We start from the raw sequence: 19,434 nt of genomic DNA on the forward strand, positions 1-19,434 counted from the left end.
AAGGCATTTTCACGGACATTGGGGTCGTCGCGTTGCGGCGACCCTTTTGCCGTTGTTGCTGATCGGCTGCGGCACCGACGAACCCGGTCCGCAGGCCCGGCCAGCGATGTGGCTGGTCACCGACGGCGACACCCGCATCTATCTGCTCGGCACGATGCACGCCCTGCCGCGCGGCACCGACTGGAACGAGGGCAAAGTCGCGGCAGCAACCCGCGCCGCCGATGAACTGGTGATGGAATTGTCACCCGCCGAACTGGCCGCCGCGGGCGAGATTTTTCAGAAACTGGCCCCGCGCACGGCGCCGCTGGCGATCGAAAAGCGGCTCTCGGGCGCGGCGCTGGCCGGCTACCGCGCGCTGGAAGACAGCGGCAGCGGATTTGATGGCGAGAAATTGGATGACTGGGCGGTGATGGTGCTGATGGGTCAGCGCGTCGCCCGTAACGCCGACCTGTCCCCCGCCGACGGCGTCGAAACCGGCCTGACCGAAGATTTCAAGGCGGCTGGCAAACCGATCGATGGGCTGGAGACGGCGCAGGCGCAGCTCATGCTGTTCGAAACGCTCGACGCGCCGACCCAGCGCGCGCTGCTGACCCGCGCGGCAAAGGGGTCGCCCGACGCGGCCAGGAAAGTAAGCGCGCTGACCGCCGCCTGGGGTCGCGGCGACATCGCGGCACTGGAAAAGGTGATCAACGACGATGTCGATGCGGTGCCATCGGCGCGCAAGGCGATCATCACCGACCGCAACCGGCGCTGGAGCGCGTGGGTGCAGAAACGGATGGAGCGGCCGGGGACGGTGCTGATGGCCGTTGGCGCCGGGCATCTGGTGGGGACGGACGGGGTTCCGGCGATGCTGGATGCCGCAGGGATAAAGGTGACGCGGGTGCAGTGACCTGGCGGCTTTCGGTTGTCTGTTTTGGAGTGGGGTTCTGACTGTCTGATTTTGGGCAGGAAATTGCGAAAGCTGCCGTTTCCAATTCGCCAACCACCACGTCGGTTCAGACGGTTGGCATAGCTCAGCGCCGTATCCCAAACCCTGTTCGCTTTTGATTGAATCAGCAGCTGGGTCTCGAATCATTGTTTTCCGCCTTTTCCGAGCCGTTCGGTGTTTCCACCTCACTTGAAAAGGCTCTGGGCACAGAATTCGGCGAAATCTCAGCGGGCCAAGTCCGTCAGGGCGCTGACGGCCTTTTGCAGGTGGCACTGTCGGGCTCGGTCATCTTACCGACCTGCCGTTCCCGGAGTCTTGCGGAGCGAAACGGCTAGGGTTGGTGTCGTGAATGTGGTGGGTCGATTCCGTTTCGTCCGCGCGACCTTGCAAGCAACAGAAGGCTCAGGCTCGCCACAGTCAATAGGGCAAGCGTAAACACACTCCCCTCCGGTCCTTCCCCGCCACCATTGAGATAGGCGGACCCGACAGGCACCATTTTCACCACCAGAGCGGGCAGACCGGTATCCAAACCCGTAATCGGCACGTCAAAGCCGGTGCCCCCAAACCAGTTCCAGCCGACGTGCCAGCCCATCACCCCCCAGATCGAATTCGAACGACGCACCCAGGCGCAGGCGAAAATCGCGAAGATGAAGGTCATGACCAACGCCAGCACCGTTGCTCTAGGCGAAAGGTGAGCAAAGGTGAAAGCGGCGGACGACAATATGAAGGCGGCCGTCATGTTCCAACGCCGCATGATGGTTGAAAACAGCCAGCCGCGAAAAACATACTCCTCCACGCTTGCTTGCACAGCGAAGCCGGCGAGCAACAGGGCGATCCAGCCAAGCGCAGCAGGGCTGGCAAAGGCGGGGGCCAGATCAGCGACACGGTATCCGCCGGAAAGGGCTATCGCCGTCACGATCGCCCCCATCATCGCGATGCCAACGGCCAGTCCGGTCAGGAACTTTTTGAGCCCCCCTTCGCCGCAAAGTCCGGCACTGGCGAGGCTTCTCTTTTCGACCCAGCGAACCCAGCCAGATACCGCCAGCCCTACGGCGATGAACGAAACCAGCATCAGGAAAAAGCCCAAGGGCCCGCGCGGGGGACCCATCGGCTCCGTAAAGCCGAGATATGCGAGTCCGAGATCACCCGGCAACATGCTGATGACAAGAAGGAAAATGCAGATAAAGGGTGCGGCGATACCCGGCGCAATCCAGCCCTTGGCCGGCTCGTCGGAAAAGATCATCTGTGTCATGCCGCCTGAGCTACCCGCTGGCAGCGGACGGCTATAGAATGATCGTGCGGAACAAGTCCGAGCGAAGCCACTCTTTTGGCGTGAGACCAACTGCTTTGCGGAATGTGCGGCCAAAATGGCTCTGATCGGCAAACCCGGCGCCGTGCGCAGCATCGGCCAGCGTCGCGCCTTTGCGCAAGAACTGTTTGGCAAGATCGACCCGTCGGTGCTGCAGATAACGATAAGGGCTGGTGCCGAGCAATGCCCGGAAGTCACGCGAAAGCTGCCAACGGTCGCAACCGGTCACTTGCTCAAGTTGATCGAGTCGCGCACCGAAAACGACGGCGGCTTCGAGAAATTCGCGCGCCCGCATCACGGCTGTTCGGTTGGCGAGCCTCACAGTTGCCGCCCTGCCAGCCGCATTGTTCATGGCATGGGCCAGATCGTAAAGCGCGTCTTCATAGGCATCGGGATCCTCGACGCCCGCGCAGTCTATCACCATGCTCATGGCCGCCGCGATCAAGGCGGGATTCGTCGAAACGCCATCAACGACAAACGGGAGCTCAGCGCCTCCAAGCACTGCCTGGACGTGCGTTGGCGGAATATAGACTGCCCGATAGCTGAATCCCGCCTCATCGCTGCAATGTCCATCATGTATTTCGTCAGGATGGAGGATTAGGACCTGCCCCGGCAGCGAATGTCGCATCGACCCGCGATAGTTGAACGCTTGTACCCCAGCCATAGTCAAGGCGACGGTGTAAGTATCGTGCCGATGCGGCGAAAACGCTGCCCCGACCAGCCGGTTTGCGACTCGCTCGACCAGCTCGAACGAGCCGGTCGAATGCGATGGGTTCGGGGAAAGCGTCGCAGAAATCATCGGTAGTATATTGGGCGTAAAGGACATGAAAGCAAACCTTGCAAATCCGAAAATGGCTGTCGGATCGGTTGCGTAACTTTCACGCTCATACTGGCTTTCCCTGCACAAATGGCCTCCTTTGATTGTTTGAAGTCCGTCAAGGCCGGTTGCTCCAAGCAACCATTGGAATAGCCCGCCACCCCACCCACACTTGCATTTCCCGCGCTTGCCCGCTAAGCGCCGCCGCTTCCGACCATGGTCATCCCTGGAGGCGTGGCGGACTGTGAAATCTATACTCGGAGAAAAATGATGAGCGACCAGCTGGTGCTGTCGGCCGAGACGCGTGATCGGGGAGGCAAGGGAGCCTCGCGTGAACTGCGTCGTAGTGGCCGCGTCCCCGCCGTTGTCTATGGCGGCAAAGAAGAACCCCTGATGATCCACGTCGAAGAAAAGCTGCTGATGAAGCAGTTGATGACGGGTCACTTCATGAACTCGGTCGTGATGATCGACGTCGGCGGCAAGCAGATCCGCACGCTGCCCAAGGACGTCGCGTTCCACCCGGTCAAGGATCGTCCGATCCACGCCGACTTCCTGCGCATTTCGAAGGATTCGAAAGTCCAGGTCGCGGTGCCCGTGGTGTTCATCAACGAAGAAGCATCACCCGGCCTGAAGCGCGGCGGTGTGCTGAATATTGTTCGCCACGAGCTGGAACTGATCTGCGACGCAGACAAGATGCCCGACGACATCCAGATTGATGTCACCGGTTATGATGTCGGCGATTCGATCCACATCAGCGCCGTCACCCTGCCCAAGGGCAGCGAAAGCGCGATCACCGACCGCGATTTCACGATCGCGACGATCGTCGCCCCGTCGGCGATGAAGTCGAGCGGTGCTGGTGCCGCCGAAGATGAAGACGAAGCCGCTGCCGAAGGCGGCGAAGAAGCCTGATCCATCGCTCTAGCCCCTCCCCTTCAGGGGAGGGGTTGGGGTGGGGTTTTGCGGGGGTAGCGCGGGGTCTATGCGCCCCATCCCGCTGCGACTAGCGAGCAAGCTCGCAAGTCTCGCTGCCCCTCCCCTAAAGTGGAGGGGAAAGAAGATGCAGCTTTGGGTCGGCCTCGGCAATCCCGGGCCTCAATATGCGATGCACCGCCACAACGTCGGCTTCATGGCCGCCGATGTCATCGCCGACGTCCATGATTTTCCCGCGCCCGCGAAGAAATTTCAGGGCTGGATTCAGGACGGGCGCATCGGTTCGACGCGCGTCCTGCTGCTGAAACCCGCGACCTTCATGAACGAAAGCGGCCGCAGCGTGCGCGCCGCGATGGATTTCTATAAGCTCGAAACCCCGGACGTGACGGTCTTTTACGACGAGCTCGATCTCATCCCCATGCAGGTGAAGGTGAAGCGCGGCGGCGGCGCGGCGGGCCATAACGGCATCCGCAGCATCATGAGCCATGTCGGCGAGAATTTTCGCCGCGTCCGCATCGGTATCGGCCATCCGGGCCACAAGGACCGGGTCACCGGCCATGTGCTGGGCAATTATCACAAGAGCGAGATGGAACCGCTGATCGACCTACTCGGCGCGGTCGCCGCCGAAGCATCGTGGCTGGCCGAGGGCAATGACGTGCGCTTTCAAAGCGATCTCGCGCTGCGTCTGCAGGGCTGACACCATGCAGCGCGTCTTGATCATCGGTCCGTGCGGCGCCGGGAAATCGACGCTGGCCGGTGAATTGGGCCGGGAACTCGACCTGCCCGTCTTTCACATGGACCAGCTTAACTGGCGTCCGGACTGGGTGGAAAGCAGCAAGGATGACATTCGCGCGAGGCTCTCGACCATCACCGCGAGCGAGCGATGGCTGATCGACGGCAATTACGGCGGTACGCTGGATGCACGATTGGCGCGGGCGGACACCGTCGTCTATCTCGATTTTCCGATCCGGCTTTGCGCCTGGCGCGTACTGCGCCGGATCTGGACCTATCGTGGGCGCAGCCGCCCCGACATGACCGAAGGCTGTCCCGAGCGCTTTGACCTGGAATTCTTCCTGTATCTGCTGGCGTGGAACAGCGGACCGCGGCCGCGCACCGAGGAAAAGCTGCGCGCTTATGACGGCGCCGTCGTGCGGCTGAAGAACCCACGCGCGTTAAAGGCGTGGCGCGCGTCGCTGGGCGAACGCGGCGTCTGAACCCCGATCCGTCGGACCGTGTCACAACATCGTCACGGAAACTGATCCGTCCCGACATGGTCAAGCCATTTAGCTGACACCTCCCGCTGCCATCGGTGCGCCACCCAATCCGGACGATCCGTCCGGGGCTCAACCGAAAAACAGGGGACTGCATGTCACATCTTACCGACGACGCCCGCGCGCCGTATCGCGGCGATACCGCCAATTCTGGCGCGCCCGACAGCCTGGAGGCGATCGTCGCCGAAAATCCTTCGCGGCGTACGCTGCTGCGGGGCGGCTTGCTTGGGTTGTCGGTCCTCCCGACAATGGTGCTGGCGGCGTGCGGCGATACCAGCGGTGACCCAACGGTCACTCTGCCCCCTGCCCCAACCCCGACCCCTACACCCACCCCGACGCCGCCGCCTGCCAGCTTTGCGGTGAGCTTTGCCGCGGTCGCCGCGAACCAGAATGACACCGTCACCGTGCCCGCGGGCTATACCGTCGACGTGCTGTTGAAAGCGGGCGATTCGGTCGAAACCGGCGCCGCTTATACGGGCAGCTTCCCGACCCCGGCGGTCGCCGAGAAATGGGCCGGCGGCAACCATGACGGGATGGAATATTTCGCCTTTCCGGGGGTCGATGCCAACAACCGCGGTATCCTGGCGATGAATTACGAATATCCCGATTTCAACATCCTGATGGCGGGCAGTTACAACGCCGCGACCGCAACCGCCGATCAAAAGGCGCTGGCGCTGTCGGCGGTCGGAGTCGGGGTGGTCGAGATCGCCAAGGGCAGCGACGGCAAGTGGACGGTGCAGCCGGGATCGACCTATAACCGCCGCTATACCGGCAACAGCAGCTATCGCGCCGGCGGTCCCGCCGCAGGCCTGTTGTCGGGATCGATCAAGGGCATGCTGAACAATTGTTCGAGCGGGCGGACGCCGTGGGACACGTATCTGACTTGCGAGGAAACGACCGACAATTATCTCGACCCGGCGCAGCCCGCGCGCGATTATGGCTGGGTGGTCGAAATCGATCCGCTGCGCGAGCTGGCGCAGCCGACCAAGCGCACCGCGATGGGGCGTTTCAGCCACGAAAATGTGGCGTTTATGGCGAACAGCGACCGCCGCGTTGCTTTTTACATGGGCGACGATTCGACCCCGGGCTGTATCTATAAATTCATCCCCGACCGCGCGTATAGCGCTACAAACCGCGCCGCGAATACCGATCTGCTGGACTATGGCACGCTGTATGTGGCGCGATTCAACGGCGATGGCACCGGCGAATGGCGCGCGCTGACCGTCGGGCAGAACGGCCTGACCGCCGGGGCTTCCGATCCTGGCAATATCAGCCAGAGCACGACCCCGCCGGCGCCGACGATCGTCAATTTCAACAATCAGGCCGATGTGCTGATCAATTGTCCGTCGGCGGCGCGCGTCGCGGGCGGCACCGTGATGGACCGCCCCGAATGGGTGACCGTCGCGCCCGACAACAGCGCTGTATTCGTGACGCTGACCAACAATAGCGGCCGCCGGGTGACGAACCCGATGAACCCGCGCGTCACCAACCTGCACGGCCATATCCTCAAATTCAGCGAACAGGGCAATTCACCGCTGGCCACGACCTTTCGCTGGGACATCTTCCTGCTCGCAGGCGATCCGTCGCTGGCGGCGGGCGGCAGCAACCTGACCGGCAATATCAACGGCGACACCTTCTCCAGCCCCGATGGATTGCGCATCGACCCGCAGGGCCGGTTGTGGGTGCAGACCGACCATAGCGTTCCGGGCAATTCGGGCGTCGCAGGCCGCAGCATCGACCAGGCGTTCGGCCACAATGCGATGTTCTATGTCGATCAGGTGACCAAACAGTCGAAACGCTTTCTGGTCGGCCCGGTCGGGTGCGAAATCACCGGGCTGGCCTATACCCCCGACCTGCGCACCTTCTTCGTCAACATCCAACACCCGACGGGCGACTGGCCGATCGCGGGTCAGCAGCCGCGGTCGTCGACCGTCGTCGTGCGGCGGACCGACAACCAGCCGGTCGGCAACTGATCGAGCGTGCTCGCCCGCTTCCCCTTGGGCGGGGAGCGGGCGGCCGCTGCCATACCGGTGCACCGAACGGATTTGTGATCGCAACCGTCCGTGGCATAGTGATCCACGGAAAGCGGTGGGCTTTAATTGCCATTGCCCTCCCTTGTTGAGGAGATGTTGATGCGAGCCCTCCCGGTCATGATGCTGGCGCTAGTAATCGGCACAATCGGCCATATCGAGACGACCGATGCCAAACCCGCGGCAAAGACCGAAAAGCGATGCGGCTGGCTCGACAATCCAACCCCCGCCAACTGGTGGCTGACCGACGCCGCGGGGCAATGGACCATCGGTACGCAAGGCGGCTATCAGGCGCCGGGTTTGAACAGCCTGCCCGACATGCGGGCGAAAGGTTGGGTCGAGACCAACGGCTCTTATGGCTATGGCTGTGCTTGTATGCAGGTAACGACCGACGAAAGCACCGGCCGGATCACGCGCATCCATTCGGCGACGCCCCTGCCGATCAAGCGCTGCACCGCCGACAAGAAACTGCCGCGCCCTGACCGCTAGCGCGGTACGGCAGCGGGTTTGCGGACAGGCGGCGGCGGCGGCGAGCCGTCGGGGGTTTGCGACATCAGGATAACGCACATCGTCCGATGCACCGGATGCGTGCCGCAAGCGACACCAGCGTAGCGATGTTCGGGGCGCAGCAGGCTGTGGCGGTGGCCGCGGTCGGGGACGCCGTCGTCGATCAGCAGTTGGTCGATGACACCCGCGGGGCTGTGGTGGCCATAGGTGATGACCTCGTTGACATAGGGTCCGCCGCCGCGCGCTTTCATCCGCTCGCCGGGGCCGCTGCCCCGCGTATAATGGCCGACTGCGCCCGATCGCGATTGCGCCGCGACATGATCGGCGGCGGCGCGCGCCAGCGTGTCGCTCCACGTCAGCTCGGACAGCGGTTTTTCGCCGCGCAAATCGCGGATCGCCTCGTCGACGGCGGCGACGCCTTCGCGCGTCATGATGTCGATTTCGCTATCGTCGTCGCTCACTAGCAGCTTGCCTTCGAAACGCGGGCGATAATCCTGCAGGAACTTCTTATAGTCTGCGGGGTCGCCGCGGAAACGGTTGAGTTCGGTAAAGACACCCGATTCAAAGCGGTTCGCCGCCGCGTCGGCGCCCACCGCAGCTAGCGCGAGCAGCGCGGCCACCGCCGCCATGTGTCGGGATTTTTTCATCATGCCCGCGATAATGCCGCGCGGCTGAACCTGCCGCAACGGTTTCGGGCCGCCTGCAAAGGCTGGCATCGCCGCGCACTTGGCGCTAGGGGCCGCTGCAACAGCGGCCTCCTTCATCAGCGCGCCGACATCACGGAGTTTTTATGGGTTTCAAATGCGGCATCGTCGGACTGCCCAACGTCGGCAAGTCCACCCTGTTCAACGCGCTGACCGAGACGGCGGCGGCGCAGGCGGCCAATTATCCCTTTTGCACGATCGAACCGAATATCGGCAATGTCGCGGTCCCCGACGCGCGGCTGGAAAAGCTCGCCGGTATCGCGAGCAGCAAAAAGATCATCGCGACGCAGCTGGCCTTTGTCGACATCGCCGGGCTGGTGCGCGGCGCGTCGAAGGGCGAAGGGCTGGGCAACCAGTTTTTGGGCAATATCCGCGAAGTCGATGCGATCGTCCACGTCCTGCGCTGTTTCGAGGATGACGACATCCAGCATGTCGAGAACAAGGTCGATCCGATTGCCGACGCCGAGACGGTCGAGACCGAATTGCTGCTGTCCGACCTCGAAAGCCTGGAAAAGCGCGTTCCCGCTTTTGTGAAGAAGGCGGCGCAGGGCGACAAGGAATCAAAGATCGCCGCGTCGGTGCTGGGTCAGGCGCTGGAGTTGCTGCGCGAAGGCAAGCCGGCGCGTCTGACCCAGCCGCGCGACGAAGAGGAAGAGCGCGTGCTCCGCACCGCGCAGCTGCTGACTTCGAAGCCTGTGCTCTACGTCTGCAACGTCGACGAAGGCAGCGCGGCAAACGGCAACGCCTTCTCCGAGAAGGTTTTCGCCAAGGCTGCGGCCGAGGGCGCGCAGGCCGTCGTCGTCTCGGCAGCGATCGAGAGCGAGCTGGTCACGATGGACATGGCCGACCGGATGGAATTCCTGTCCGAGATGGGACTGACCGAAACCGGGCTCGCGCGTGTGATCCGCGCCGGATACGAGCTGCTCCACCTGATCACCTTCTTCACCGTCGGGCCGCAGGAAGCTCGCGCATGGACCGTCCACACCGGCGCCACAGCCCCCGAAGCCGCCGGCGAGATCCACAGCGATTTCCAAAAGGGCTTCATCCGCGCCGAAACGATCGCCTATGACGATTATATCGCGCTAGGCGGCGAAGCGCGGGCGCGCGAAGCGGGCAAGCTGCGCGCCGAGGGCAAGGCCTATGTGGTCCACGACGGCGACGTGATGCACTTCCTGCATAGCTGATCGCGGCGCTTCCGGTTCGGTCATTGATGTAACGCACGGCTCCGCTATCGAGGACGAGCGATTCGCGTTCCCAGGAGCCTGCCCATGTATAACCGCCGCCATTTCCTAGCCGGAGCGACCCTCGCCGGGCTTGCCGCGCCGGCGATCGTCCGGGCGCAGGGCTTCCTCCGCGAGTTTCCGTTCAAGCTGGGGGTCGCGGCGGGCGATCCCGCCGCCGACGGCTTTGTCATCTGGACACGGTTGGCGCCCGAACCGATGGAGCGCCATGGCGGGATGCCGCTGGCCAATGTGCCGGTCGAATGGGAGGTGGCGAGCGACAGCGGGTTTCGCACGATCGCCGCGAAGGGTACCGAACTGGCGCGCCCCGAACTGGGCCACAGCGTTCATGTCGAGGTGGCCGGACTGCTGCCCGATCGCCCCTATTATTATCGCTTCACCGCCGGCGGCGAACGCAGCCTGCGCGGCCGCGCCCGCACCCTGCCCGCCCCCGGCGCTAAGGTGGAGGCACTGAAATTCGGGGTCGCCGGATGCCAGCATTTCGAGTCCGGATTTTACGGCGCTTATCGCCATCTGGCGCGCGAAGACCTTGCCTTCGTCTATCATTATGGCGACTTCATTTACGAGTATCAGCAGAATTATCTGTACGACAGCGGCCTGCCGATCCTCCCCGTGCGCCGGTATGAACAGCGCGCGCTGATCGACCTCACCGATTTTCGCGGCGCCTATGCGCAGACATTGCTCGACATCGACCAACAAGCGGTGCGCTCGGTCCACGCGGTCTTGTCGACCATCGACGACCATGAAATCGTCAACGACTGGGTTTCCAACGTGGCCAACTGGTCGCTCGACCTGCCCGGTAACGATCCCGATGCCGCCCCGCCCGAAGTGTTCATGCTGAAAAAACAGGCGGCAATGCAAGCGTGGTACGAACATATGCCGGTGCGCAAGGCGCTGTTGCCGCGCGGCGGCATGGTCGGGTTGAACCGCGAGTTTCGTTATGGCGACCTGATGGCGATGCAGTTGCTGGACACGCGGCAATATCGTGACGACCAGCCCTGCGGCGATGGGTTTAAGCCAGCGTGTCCGGAGGTGTTCGCCAAGGACGCGCAGGTCCTGGGCCGCGCGCAAGAGGATTGGCTGAACAAGAATCTGGCGAAGGGCGGCGCGACATGGAACGCACTAGCGCAGCAAGTAACGATGATGTCGCTCGACCGGCGGCGGAAGCCCGACGAGCCGGAGAAGATCCTGAACCTCGACAGCTGGGCAGGATATGAGGCGCCGCGCGAGCGCATCCTTGCACGGATGGCGGGGCTCAAGAACAATGTCGTGCTGACCGGCGACGAGCATCAGAATTTCTGCGGCGATCTCGTCCTCAAAGACAAGGTAGTCGGCGCCGAAATCGTCGCGACCTCCATTTCAAGCGGCGGCGACGGCAGCGACAAGCGGAGCGGCACCGACGAGTTTCTGAAACTAAACCCGGAGCTGAAATTCGCCAACGACCAGCGCGGCTATGTGGTGTGCGACGTAAATCGCGAGGCTTGGCAGGCCCATTTCATGGTCGTCGACAAGGTGACGACGCCGGTCAATGCCTTGTCAAAGCGGGCGACCGCGGTCGTCGAGAACGGAGTTGCGGGGATCAAGATGGCCTAGCCATCAAGGCGTCGGCCGCAGCACCGCCATTGCGCGGATCGACGCCGTCGGGGCGTTGACGATCTGGAGCACATAGCGCCCCTGCGTCACGTCGAATTCGACCAGCTTGCGGATGCCCGAGCAGGGCGGGCCGTGCTCATGGCTTGCCGATTTGACGATCCGGCCATCGCGCACCAAGTCGATCCATGCGCCCGCATCGAGCGCGACGACGAGCCGCCCCGCTTTTGCCACGTCGATCGGCACCATGCCGCCGAATTTATACACGTCGGGCTTGCGACCGGGTGCAACCCCGTAGCGCAGGCTTTCAAATTTATGCAGCGGCATTTCGGTCCGCGCCGCGCCGAGCGAGGACCAGTCGGCACCGAGGTCATCGCCGTAAGCGTAAATCGTTTTGGTCGAGGCATCGCGCGACCAGTCGGCAAGTTCGGGCGGCGGGGCGGCGACCTGATAGCAGAGCGCCGTCGGTTCGTCGGGCGCCGCAGCGAGAGCCGTCGCTGGCGACGCCGCAGCCAGCAAAATCGCGATGATCCGAACCCTCATGCTATTTCCTTCCGAACAATTTTTCGACATCGTCCATCGCCAGTTTGACCCAGGTCGGGCGGCCATGATTGCACTGGCCGCTATGCGGGGTGACCTCCATCGTCCGCAACAGCGCATTCATTTCGGCCACGTTGAGCGTCCGGCCGGCGCGGACCGAGCCGTGGCAGGCCATCGTCGCGGCGACGAGTTCGAGCTTTTCATTGAGCCCCAGCGCCGCGTCATAGCCGGCAAGGTCATCGGCGATGTCGGTGACCAGTTTGCGGCAATCGATCGCGCCGAGCATCGCCGGGGTGGCGCGGACCATCACCGCGGCGGGGCCGAAGCGTTCGAGTTCGACGCCGAGCGCGGCGAGTTGCGGCGCCGCGGCCTCGAGCCGGTCGCACGCCGGCTCGTCGAGTTCGACGACTTCTGGGAGGAGCAGGCCTTGCGACGGCACCGCCTGCCCGCCCATGCCGCGGCGCAATTGTTCGAGGACGAGGCGTTCGTGCGCGGCGTGCTGGTCGACGATGACCAGCCCGTCCTCGGCCTCGGCGACGATATAGGTACGCGCGATCTGGCCGCGCGCGATGCCGAGCGGATAGGTGTCGGCATGCGGCACCTGCGCAGTCGCAGGCTCGGCGCGGCCCATCGGCAGCGCATCGCGCGGCGGCGCAAAATCGACAACGCGATCGCGCATTAGCGCGAGCGTTGCGGGGTCGCCGTCGGCTCCGAACAGATGCGTAGCGGGGGCATGCGGATAGGGCAGATGCGCCGCGAACAAAGTCTGTGCCGGCGCGACCGGTTCCTGCTGCCATGCCGCGAGCGCCGCCTCGGCGGGGCGTTGGACGCTGCGAAAACCATGTTCATCGAGGGCGCGGCGGAGGCCGCCGACGATCATGCCGCGGATCAGTTGCGGGTCGCGAAAGCGCACTTCGGTCTTTGCGGGGTGGACGTTCACATCGACCTCGCCGGTCGGCACGTCGAGAAACAATGCGACGACCGGATGGCGGTCTCGCGCGAGCAGGTCGGCATAGGCGCCGCGCAACGCCCCGACCAGCAGCCGATCCTTTACTGGGCGACCGTTGACGAACAGATATTGATGGTCGGCGATGCCGCGATTGTACGTCGGCAGGCTGATGACCCCGCCCATATGCACGTCGCCGCGGTCGACATCGACCCCGATGCTGTTCGCGGCGAGGTCGCGCTGGGTCAGCGCGGCGACGCGGCTGAGCTGGTCCTGTCCGCTCTGCACGTCGAGTACCCGGCGCCCATCATGCTCGACGGTGAACCCGACATCGGGGCGCGCCATCGCCAGCCGCTTCACAACGTCGAGGCACGCGGCATATTCGCTGCGCGCGCTGCGCAGGAATTTGCGGCGCGCCGGGACGCGCGCGAACAGATCCTCGACGACGACGCGGGTGCCGTTTGCCAGCGCCGCCGGTCCTTCGGCAACCACTGCGCCATTGTCGACGACGCGGCGCCAGCCGTCACCGCCGGCCACCCGGCTTTCGAGCGTCAGTCGCGCAACACTGGCGATGGAGGGCAAAGCTTCGCCGCGAAAGCCCAGCGTCGTGACATCTTCGATCGCGTCGTCGGGCAGTTTCGACGTCGCATGGCGTTCGAGCGCCAGCGCCATGTCGGGCGCGGTCATCCCGCAGCCGTCGTCCTCGACTTCGAGCCGCGCGATCCCGCCCTCGGCGATTCGCACCGCGATGCGAGTCGCACCGGCGTCGATGGCGTTTTCGACCAGTTCTTTCAGCGCTGCGGCGGGTCTTTCGACCACTTCACCGGCTGCGATCCGATTTACGAGCTTTTCCGGCAGGCGACGTATTGACATGAGGGCTGTCGTAGCGCAGTCGAGCGCAAATCGCGACCCACCCGCACAGCCATGATCATATTGTCCGGCCAGCCCCCCATAGCCGAGCCGGAATCTCTCCCTGATTGGTCCTGTCGCCGGCCGGGCGCGCAGGTTCAACGACGCGGCGGCGTGGTCCTTCCCCAGGGCCAGCGCCGATGACAGGGAAGCAGTATCGATGTCATTCTTTTCTCGCTGGTTCAAATTCAACTCCCAGGACATGGCGATCGACCTCGGCACCGCCAACACGGTGGTCTATGTGCGCGGCAAGGGTATTGTCCTGAACGAACCATCGGTCGTTGCGGTCGAGACGATCAACGGGATCAAGCGGGTCAAAGCGGTCGGCGACGACGCCAAGCTGATGATGGGCAAGACCCCCGACAATATTGAGGCGATCCGGCCGCTGCGCGACGGCGTCATCGCCGACATCGACGTTGCCGAACAGATGATCAAACATTTCATCACCAAGGTCCATGGCGGCAAGCCGAACGCGTTCCGCAGCCCCGAAATCGTCATCTGCGTTCCTTCGGGCTCGACCAGCGTCGAGCGCCGCGCGATCCGCGACGCCGCATCGAACGCGGGCGCCAGCGAAGTGTGGCTGATCGAAGAGCCGATGGCCGCCGCGATCGGCGCCGACATGCCGGTGACCGAACCGATCGGTTCGATGGTCGTCGATATCGGCGGCGGCACCACCGAAGTCGCGGTGCTGTCGCTGCGCGGCCTCGCCTATACCACGTCGGTCCGCGCCGGCGGCGACAAGATGGACGAAGCGATCGTTTCTTACGTGCGCCGACACCATAATCTGCTGATCGGCGAAGCAACCGCCGAGCGGATCAAGAAGGATTTCGGCATCGCGCGCATTCCCGCCGACGGCGTTGGCCTGACGATCCACATCAAGGGCCGCGATCTGGTCAATGGCGTGCCGAAGGAAATCTCGATCAATCAGGCGCAGATCGCCGAGGCGCTGTCCGAACCGATCGGGACGATCGTCGAGGGCGTACGCATCGCGCTTGAAAATACCGCCCCCGAACTCGCGGCCGACATCGTCGACCAGGGCATCGTCCTGACCGGCGGCGGCGCGCTGATCGCCGAACTCGACGAGCTGCTCAAGGACGCGACGGGGCTGCCGGTGACGGTGGCCGACGACCCGCTGACCTGCGTCGCGATCGGTACCGGCCGCGCGATGGAAGATCCGCAGTTCCGCGGCGTGCTCCAGCAAGCCTGATCGGGTAACGCTGAACCATGGTCCGCCCGGCACATCGACGTCCGGGGCAATCCCGAAAGGCTCAGTACAGCCTGTTTGTTGCCTATGTCATTGCGGTGACCGGGGCGGTGGCAGGGTTGTTGCTCGCGATCCTTTCGGTCGTTGACCCCATAGGCTTTGCCCAATTGCGTCTGGCAAGCCAGGAAGTCACTGCGCCGGTCGCGCGGGTGTCGCGGTCGGTCATCGGGTCGATTTCGGGCATCGACGATACCGTCGGCGCGTATGTGAGCGCAGGATCGCAAAACCGGCGACTGCGCAGCGAGCTGATTGACACGCGCCGCGCGCTGGTCGCCACCAGCACCTTGCAGGAAGAAAATCGCCAGCTGAAAATGCTCCTCAAGCTGCAGGAAACCGACAAAACCGCGCTCGCCAACGGCTATCTGCTCACCTCGACCTCGACGAGCAGCAAGCGCATCGCGCTGCTCAGCATCGGGCGCAATCTGGGGGTCGCGGCGGGCCAGCCGGTACGCGGCGCCGACGGCCTGATCGGGCGGGTACTCGGCTCCGGCCCGTCGGTGTCGCAGGTCCTGTTGCTGACCGACGTCGACAACATCGTCCCCGTGCGCCGTGCACGCGACGGCCTGCCCGCGCTGGCCTATGGCCGCGGCAACGGCGATCTCGACATCCGCACCCTCAACATCGCCAACAACCCGTTCAAGCCCGGCGACATATTGGTCACCTCGGGTACCGGCGGGCTGTATCCCCCGAACATCCCGGTCGCTATTGTCGTGCGGCGGCAGGACGATGGCGCTCTCGCCCGCCCCCTTGCCGATCCAGGGAAGGTCGATGCGGTATCGGTGCTGCGGCCCTACACGCCCGACAATATCGATGCGCAGCCCGCCCCGGCCCCACCACCCCCGGCACCGGCAGGCGCCACCCCATGAACAATCGCGCCGCGCCGCGCTTGGGCGAACCGGCTTCGCTGTGGCGGATGCGGATCGTGCCGGTGGCAACCGTGATGTTTGCCTCGGCATTGCCGCTGATGCTGCCGCTCGTAGCCAACTCGCCAGTGCTGCCGCCGCTGGGGCTGCTGTTTTTCCTGTGCTGGCAGTTGCTGCGCACCGAAATGTGGCCGGTGTGGATCGGCCTGCCGCTCGGCCTGTGGGACGATCTGTTTAGTGGCCAGCCGATCGGCACCGCGATCGGGCTGTGGACGCTCGCCAGCATCGCTATCCATTATTCGTCGCAGCGCATCTATTGGCGCGGCTTCCTGCACGATTGGGCAATCGCGGCGCTGTTGATCGCCATCATCCAGTCGCTCGCGGCGCTGATTGTCCACCCCGATGCGGCGACGGGACGGGTCCTAGGGCTGGTCGTGCCGCAGATCGTGATCTCGGCATTGCTGGTGCCGCTGTTCATGCGGTTGACCGGCAAGTTTGACAATTTCCGTCTGAAACGCCGATAATCGCCCATGGCCCTTGGTAAAAGCCCCCCCATTACCGAAGCTTGGCGCGGTTTCACTTTCACCCGCCGCGCGCTCGTCGTCGGCGGCGCGCAAGCCGCGCTTGGCGTCGCACTGGCGGCGCGCATGGCGTATATCTCGGTCGTCGATAACGACCGCTATGTGCTGGAATCAGAAAGCAACCGCGTCAATCTGACCCTGGTGCCGCCGCGCCGCGGCTGGATCGTCGACCGCAACGGCAAGGCGCTGGCGAATAATCGTGTCTCGCTGCGCATCGACATCATTCCCGACCGATTGCACAACAAAGAAGTGGTGTTGGGGCAATTGCGCACATTGCTACAGCTCGACGGCGACACGATGGAACGGATCAACCGTGATCTGAAAGCCGCGTCGGGATTCCAACCGGTGGCGGTGGCCGAAGACATGACCGAGGCCCAATATGCCTCGATCCTGGTCCGTCTGCCCGAAATGCCCGGCATCGCCCCGCAACGGGGTTTTGCCCGCAACTATCCGACCGGCGCCGCGGTCGGCCATCTGATCGGTTATGTCGGCGCCCCCAATGCCGAGGAATATCAACAGGCCAAGGACCCGTTGTACATCACCCCTGGGTACCGGATCGGCAAAGATGGGCTCGAGAAATATTTCCAGCCGATGCTGAAGGGCAAGCCCGGCGCCCGGCGCGTCGAAGTCACCGCGCGCGGCCGGGTGGTGCGCGATCTGGATACCCAGCCCGACGTTCAGGGCAAGACCGTCCACCTGACCATCGACGCCGACCTGCAGGAATATGTTGCGCGGCGGATGGGACGAGAATCGGGAGCGGCGGTCGTCATCGACTGTACCAACGGCGATATTCTGTCCTTTGTCTCGATGCCCAGTTTCGACCCGAACAGCTTTTCGGACGGGATCAGCAACAGCGAATATAGCTGGCTGCGCGCTGACGATCATCAGCCGCTGATCAACAAGGCGACGCGCGGGCTCTATCCGCCGGGATCAACCCTGAAGCCGATGGCGGCGGTTGCCGCGATCGAGCATGGCATCGACCCGAGCGAACGCCACACGTGCATCGGCGGTTATCGGCTCGGCAACCGTTTTTTCCGTTGTCTCGGCACCCACGGCAGCGTCGATATGCCGACCGCCATCATGAAAAGCTGCAACAGCTATTTCTATTGGGTCGCGCACCGGCTGGGTTACGATGCGATCGCGCCGACGGCGAAGCTGATGGGTCTGGGCGAGGAATTCCAGCTCGCGGGCAGCAATCAGCGTTTCGGCACCATTCCCGACAGCGCATGGAAGATGAAGAAGTACGACCAGCCATGGTCGGCATCGGACTCGCTGAACGCGGTCATCGGCCAGGGTTATGTCAGCGTGAATCCACTCCAGCTTGCGGTCATGGCGGCGCGGATCGCGTCGGGTCGCCGCCTCTATCCGCGCCTCGTCAACCGGCAGTTCAAAAACGACCCCCTGCCCTTTTCCGCCGAAGCGCTGGCGACCGCGCGCCATGGCATGGACCTTGTCGTCAACGGGCCGGGCGGCACGGCCGGGCGCAGCCGCCTGCCGCTCGACGGCATTACAATGGCGGGCAAGACCGGCACCGCGCAGGTGCGCGGGCTGGGGACCGGCAACGGCAAAAGCGGTACCTGGAAATTTCGCGATCACGGGCTGTTCATCGGCTTCGCGCCGGTCGACAACCCGCGCTACGCGACCGCCGTCGTGATCGAACATGGTATGGGCGGTTCGCGCGCCGCGGCGCCGGTGGCCAAGGATTTCATGACGTTTCTCTTCGACCGCGAAAAGGCGATGGAGGCCCTCGATACGTTCGAGGCCGGCTGGGGCGGCACAATCAAAGAGCGGATGGACCGCGACTATGCCGCGTGGAAAGCGGGCGCATCGAAGCCCGATCCGGCGTTGCCACAATGATTGTCGTCCCGCCCGCGATCCAGCGCATCCCGTGGAAACTGATCGCCGTGCTCAGCGCAATCACCGGTTTCGGCCTGCTCGTCCTCTATTCGGCGGCGGGCGGCAACTGGTCGCCCTGGGCATTGCAACAGGGGGTGCGGTTCCTCGTGTTCCTGACGGCAGCGTTGATTGTCGGGCGCTTCCCGCTGCGGATTTTCGAGGATTTCTCCTATATCGCGTATATCGGCGTGCTGGTCCTGCTGATCGCGGTCGAGCTGCTCGGCTTCGTCGGCGGCGGCAGCCAGCGCTGGCTCAATCTGGGTTTCATGAACCTTCAGCCATCCGAACTGATGAAGGTCACGATCGTCGTCGCGCTGGCGCGTTTCTATGCGCAATTGCCCCCCGGCAACACCCGCAGCTGGACCGCGCTGTGGCCGGCACTGGTGATGATCGGGCTGCCCGCTGCGCTGGTGATGCTGCAGCCCGACCTTGGCACCGCGCTGTCGATCTGTATTGGCGGCGTGGTGGTGATGTTCGTCGCCGGCCTGCCCTTCTGGTGGTTCGGTAGCACGGCAATCGCCGGGGCTGCGGCGCTTCCTGTATTGTTCTCGTTCCTCCACGACTATCAGCAAAAGCGCGTGCTGATCTTCCTCGACCCGGAGAGCGATCCGCTGGGCGCAGGCTATCATATCAGCCAGTCGAAAATCGCGATCGGATCGGGCGGCATCGGCGGCAAGGGATTCCTGAACGGGTCGCAAAGCCATCTCGATTATTTGCCTGAAGGCCACACCGACTTCATCTTTGCGACGATGGCCGAAGAGTGGGGGCTGATCGGCGGGCTGGGGCTACTGTTCGCTTTCTTCCTGCTGCTCCGCTGGTCGACCCGCGTCGCACTGAAAGCGCGCACCCGCTTTGGTCAGCTGACCGCCGCGGGCCTGACCATGACGATCTTTTTCTATATCGCGATCAACCTGATGATGGTGATGGGGCTCGCGCCCGTCGTCGGCATTCCGCTGCCGCTGTTTTCCTATGGCGGATCGTCGATGCTGACGATCATGACGTGCGTCGGCATCATCCTGGCGATCGAAAACGACAGCAAAACGGGTACCCGCCGCTTTCATTGAGAAAAATCTTCGCGCCAGCCATTGCCTTCGCCGAATTGGCATGA

18 protein-coding genes are annotated in these 19,434 nt (G+C 63.8%); 13 read left to right on the forward strand and 5 right to left on the reverse strand.

The annotated features are described in order from the left end of the window. Nucleotides 1-46 precede the first annotated feature (46 nt). Nucleotides 47-889, forward strand: a complete 843-nt coding sequence (locus tag ACQY6T_RS00545; RefSeq protein ID WP_428627214.1) for a TraB/GumN family protein — start codon at nucleotides 47-49, stop codon at nucleotides 887-889. A 370-nt stretch (nucleotides 890-1,259) separates the two neighbouring features. Here ACQY6T_RS00545 and ACQY6T_RS00550 read toward each other — a convergent pair whose 3' ends face one another. Together ACQY6T_RS00550 and ACQY6T_RS00555 are read right to left on the reverse strand one after the other, a co-directional pair. Further along, on the reverse strand, nucleotides 1,260-2,180 hold the full coding sequence (locus ACQY6T_RS00550) for a lysostaphin resistance A-like protein (RefSeq protein WP_428627216.1): 921 nt from the start codon (nucleotides 2,178-2,180) through the stop codon (nucleotides 1,260-1,262). Between the two features lie 31 nt (nucleotides 2,181-2,211). Beyond that, nucleotides 2,212-3,036: an AraC family transcriptional regulator gene (locus ACQY6T_RS00555; RefSeq protein ID WP_428627218.1), complete on the reverse strand. Its 825-nt coding sequence runs from the start codon at nucleotides 3,034-3,036 to the stop codon at nucleotides 2,212-2,214. A gap of 288 nt (nucleotides 3,037-3,324) precedes the next feature. Between ACQY6T_RS00555 and ACQY6T_RS00560 the strand changes: the two genes are divergently transcribed. From ACQY6T_RS00560 to ACQY6T_RS00580, 5 genes are all read left to right on the forward strand, one after another. Further along, a complete protein-coding gene (locus tag ACQY6T_RS00560; protein ID WP_428627221.1) occupies nucleotides 3,325-3,963 on the forward strand; it encodes a 50S ribosomal protein L25/general stress protein Ctc in 639 nt (212 codons plus the stop codon). Between the two features lie 148 nt (nucleotides 3,964-4,111). Continuing rightward, on the forward strand, nucleotides 4,112-4,681 hold the full coding sequence (gene pth / locus ACQY6T_RS00565; RefSeq protein ID WP_428627223.1) for an aminoacyl-tRNA hydrolase: 570 nt from the start codon (nucleotides 4,112-4,114) through the stop codon (nucleotides 4,679-4,681). Between the two features lie 4 nt (nucleotides 4,682-4,685). Beyond that, a complete protein-coding gene (locus ACQY6T_RS00570; RefSeq protein WP_428627225.1) occupies nucleotides 4,686-5,198 on the forward strand; it encodes an AAA family ATPase in 513 nt (170 codons plus the stop codon). 152 nt (nucleotides 5,199-5,350) lie between these two features. Continuing rightward, the gene (locus ACQY6T_RS00575; protein WP_428627227.1) at nucleotides 5,351-7,228 is read left to right on the forward strand and encodes a PhoX family protein; all 1,878 of its coding nucleotides are present in this window, start codon (nucleotides 5,351-5,353) and stop codon (nucleotides 7,226-7,228) included. Between the two features lie 159 nt (nucleotides 7,229-7,387). Further along, nucleotides 7,388-7,774 (forward strand): DUF4087 domain-containing protein, encoded by a 387-nt coding sequence (locus ACQY6T_RS00580; protein ID WP_428627230.1) that lies wholly within the window; start codon nucleotides 7,388-7,390, stop codon nucleotides 7,772-7,774. Here the strand turns inward: ACQY6T_RS00580 and ACQY6T_RS00585 are convergent. Continuing rightward, nucleotides 7,771-8,442: a CAP domain-containing protein gene (locus ACQY6T_RS00585; protein ID WP_428627233.1), complete on the reverse strand. Its 672-nt coding sequence runs from the start codon at nucleotides 8,440-8,442 to the stop codon at nucleotides 7,771-7,773. The genes ACQY6T_RS00580 and ACQY6T_RS00585 overlap by 4 nt on opposite strands. Nucleotides 8,443-8,582: 140 nt before the next feature. On the opposite strand from ACQY6T_RS00585, the gene ychF reads away from it, so the two are divergent. Both ychF and ACQY6T_RS00595 read left to right on the forward strand, forming a co-directional pair. Further along, complete coding sequence (gene ychF, locus ACQY6T_RS00590) at nucleotides 8,583-9,680, forward strand: redox-regulated ATPase YchF (protein ID WP_428627236.1); 1,098 nt, start codon at nucleotides 8,583-8,585, stop codon at nucleotides 9,678-9,680. Between the two features lie 84 nt (nucleotides 9,681-9,764). After that, nucleotides 9,765-11,330 (forward strand): alkaline phosphatase D family protein, encoded by a 1,566-nt coding sequence (locus tag ACQY6T_RS00595; RefSeq protein ID WP_428627238.1) that lies wholly within the window; start codon nucleotides 9,765-9,767, stop codon nucleotides 11,328-11,330. A 3-nt stretch (nucleotides 11,331-11,333) separates the two neighbouring features. Here the strand turns inward: ACQY6T_RS00595 and ACQY6T_RS00600 are convergent, their stop codons facing one another. Beyond that, nucleotides 11,334-11,870, reverse strand: coding sequence for a hypothetical protein (locus ACQY6T_RS00600; protein WP_428627240.1), 537 nt, complete (start codon nucleotides 11,868-11,870; stop codon nucleotides 11,334-11,336). 1 nt (nucleotide 11,871) lies between these two features. Further along, the gene (gene mutL, locus ACQY6T_RS00605) at nucleotides 11,872-13,686 is read right to left on the reverse strand and encodes a DNA mismatch repair endonuclease MutL (RefSeq protein WP_428627242.1); all 1,815 of its coding nucleotides are present in this window, start codon (nucleotides 13,684-13,686) and stop codon (nucleotides 11,872-11,874) included. A 196-nt stretch (nucleotides 13,687-13,882) separates the two neighbouring features. Here mutL and ACQY6T_RS00610 point away from each other — a divergent pair, with 196 nt between their 5' ends. The 5 genes from ACQY6T_RS00610 to rodA are packed head-to-tail and all read left to right on the forward strand — an operon-like array spanning nucleotide 13,883 to nucleotide 19,390. Beyond that, nucleotides 13,883-14,929 (forward strand): rod shape-determining protein, encoded by a 1,047-nt coding sequence (locus ACQY6T_RS00610; protein WP_428627244.1) that lies wholly within the window; start codon nucleotides 13,883-13,885, stop codon nucleotides 14,927-14,929. Nucleotides 14,930-14,946: 17 nt separating this feature from the next. Continuing rightward, complete coding sequence (gene mreC, locus ACQY6T_RS00615; protein WP_428627246.1) at nucleotides 14,947-15,852, forward strand: rod shape-determining protein MreC; 906 nt, start codon at nucleotides 14,947-14,949, stop codon at nucleotides 15,850-15,852. Further along, complete coding sequence (locus ACQY6T_RS00620) at nucleotides 15,849-16,373, forward strand: rod shape-determining protein MreD (protein ID WP_428627248.1); 525 nt, start codon at nucleotides 15,849-15,851, stop codon at nucleotides 16,371-16,373. The genes mreC and ACQY6T_RS00620 overlap by 4 nt, the downstream gene beginning before the upstream one ends. A 6-nt stretch (nucleotides 16,374-16,379) precedes the next feature. After that, nucleotides 16,380-18,287 carry a penicillin-binding protein 2 gene (gene mrdA, locus ACQY6T_RS00625; protein ID WP_428627251.1) on the forward strand — a complete coding sequence of 636 codons (1,908 nt, stop codon included), beginning with the start codon at nucleotides 16,380-16,382 and terminating at the stop codon, nucleotides 18,285-18,287. Further along, complete coding sequence (gene rodA / locus ACQY6T_RS00630) at nucleotides 18,284-19,390, forward strand: rod shape-determining protein RodA (RefSeq protein ID WP_428627254.1); 1,107 nt, start codon at nucleotides 18,284-18,286, stop codon at nucleotides 19,388-19,390. The genes mrdA and rodA overlap by 4 nt, the downstream gene beginning before the upstream one ends. The last annotated feature ends 44 nt before the right edge of the window (nucleotides 19,391-19,434 follow it).

Source organism: Sphingopyxis sp., assembly GCF_965279725.1.
In the GTDB taxonomy this organism is placed as follows: Bacteria; Pseudomonadota; Alphaproteobacteria; order Sphingomonadales; family Sphingomonadaceae; genus Sphingopyxis.

Coding starts and splice junctions, on each gene's coding strand:
- ACQY6T_RS00550 (WP_428627216.1), bottom strand. CDS start 2,180: ATGACACAGATGATCTTTTCCGACGAGCCGGCCAAGGGCTGGATTGCG.
- ACQY6T_RS00555 (WP_428627218.1), bottom strand. CDS start 3,036: ATGATTTCTGCGACGCTTTCCCCGAACCCATCGCATTCGACCGGCTCG.
- ACQY6T_RS00560 (WP_428627221.1), top strand. CDS start 3,325: ATGAGCGACCAGCTGGTGCTGTCGGCCGAGACGCGTGATCGGGGAGGC.
- pth (WP_428627223.1), top strand. CDS start 4,112: ATGCAGCTTTGGGTCGGCCTCGGCAATCCCGGGCCTCAATATGCGATG.
- ACQY6T_RS00570 (WP_428627225.1), top strand. CDS start 4,686: ATGCAGCGCGTCTTGATCATCGGTCCGTGCGGCGCCGGGAAATCGACG.
- ACQY6T_RS00575 (WP_428627227.1), top strand. CDS start 5,351: ATGTCACATCTTACCGACGACGCCCGCGCGCCGTATCGCGGCGATACC.
- ACQY6T_RS00580 (WP_428627230.1), top strand. CDS start 7,388: ATGCGAGCCCTCCCGGTCATGATGCTGGCGCTAGTAATCGGCACAATC.
- ACQY6T_RS00585 (WP_428627233.1), bottom strand. CDS start 8,442: ATGATGAAAAAATCCCGACACATGGCGGCGGTGGCCGCGCTGCTCGCG.
- ychF (WP_428627236.1), top strand. CDS start 8,583: ATGGGTTTCAAATGCGGCATCGTCGGACTGCCCAACGTCGGCAAGTCC.
- ACQY6T_RS00595 (WP_428627238.1), top strand. CDS start 9,765: ATGTATAACCGCCGCCATTTCCTAGCCGGAGCGACCCTCGCCGGGCTT.
- ACQY6T_RS00600 (WP_428627240.1), bottom strand. CDS start 11,870: ATGAGGGTTCGGATCATCGCGATTTTGCTGGCTGCGGCGTCGCCAGCG.
- mutL (WP_428627242.1), bottom strand. CDS start 13,686: ATGTCAATACGTCGCCTGCCGGAAAAGCTCGTAAATCGGATCGCAGCC.
- ACQY6T_RS00610 (WP_428627244.1), top strand. CDS start 13,883: ATGTCATTCTTTTCTCGCTGGTTCAAATTCAACTCCCAGGACATGGCG.
- mreC (WP_428627246.1), top strand. CDS start 14,947: ATGGTCCGCCCGGCACATCGACGTCCGGGGCAATCCCGAAAGGCTCAG.
- ACQY6T_RS00620 (WP_428627248.1), top strand. CDS start 15,849: ATGAACAATCGCGCCGCGCCGCGCTTGGGCGAACCGGCTTCGCTGTGG.
- mrdA (WP_428627251.1), top strand. CDS start 16,380: ATGGCCCTTGGTAAAAGCCCCCCCATTACCGAAGCTTGGCGCGGTTTC.
- rodA (WP_428627254.1), top strand. CDS start 18,284: ATGATTGTCGTCCCGCCCGCGATCCAGCGCATCCCGTGGAAACTGATC.